1 protein-coding gene is annotated in these 482 nt (G+C 63.1%); it reads left to right on the top strand.

What is annotated here, in order from left to right; genetic code table 11:
• Positions 1-482, top strand: a 482-nt coding sequence (locus OO63_RS41105; protein WP_033264992.1) for an AMP-binding protein, incomplete at both ends; no start/stop codon positions are given.

Genomic DNA, 482 nt, shown 5'->3' with positions numbered 1-482 from the left:
GGGTTCAATGAGACGGCTGTGGTGGGGCCGGAGTTGACGGTTCCGGAGTTGTTCGGGCGGCGGGTGGAGTTGTCGCCGGATGCGGTTGCGGTGGTGTGTGGTGGTGTTGAGCTGACGTATGGCGAGCTTGATGTGCGGGTGCGTGGGTTGGCGGGTGAGTTGGTCCGGCGTGGTGTGGGGCCGGAGTCGTTGGTGGGTCTTGCGTTGTCGCGGTCGGTTGATCTGGTGGTGGCGATGTTGGGTGTGTGGGGGGCGGGGGCGGCGTATGTGCCGATTGATCCTCGTTTTCCGAGTGCGCGGCTGGATTACATGTTGTCGCATGCGGATCCGGTGTTGGTGTTGACGGATGAGGTGTCTGCGGGGGTGTTGCCGCGGAATGATGTTCCGTATCTGTTCCTGGACGGGTTGGATCTGGGTGCGGGTGGTGGTGAGTTGGTCCGGGTGCGTCCGGACAACACGGCGTATGTGATGTACACGTCGGG

The sequence above is a fragment of the Streptomyces alboflavus genome (genome assembly GCF_000716675.1).
Taxonomy (GTDB): Bacteria; Actinomycetota; Actinomycetes; order Streptomycetales; family Streptomycetaceae; genus Streptomyces; species Streptomyces alboflavus.
Note: the sequence above shows the minus strand (reverse complement) of the source record. Positions and strands in the feature narration are given on the sequence as shown.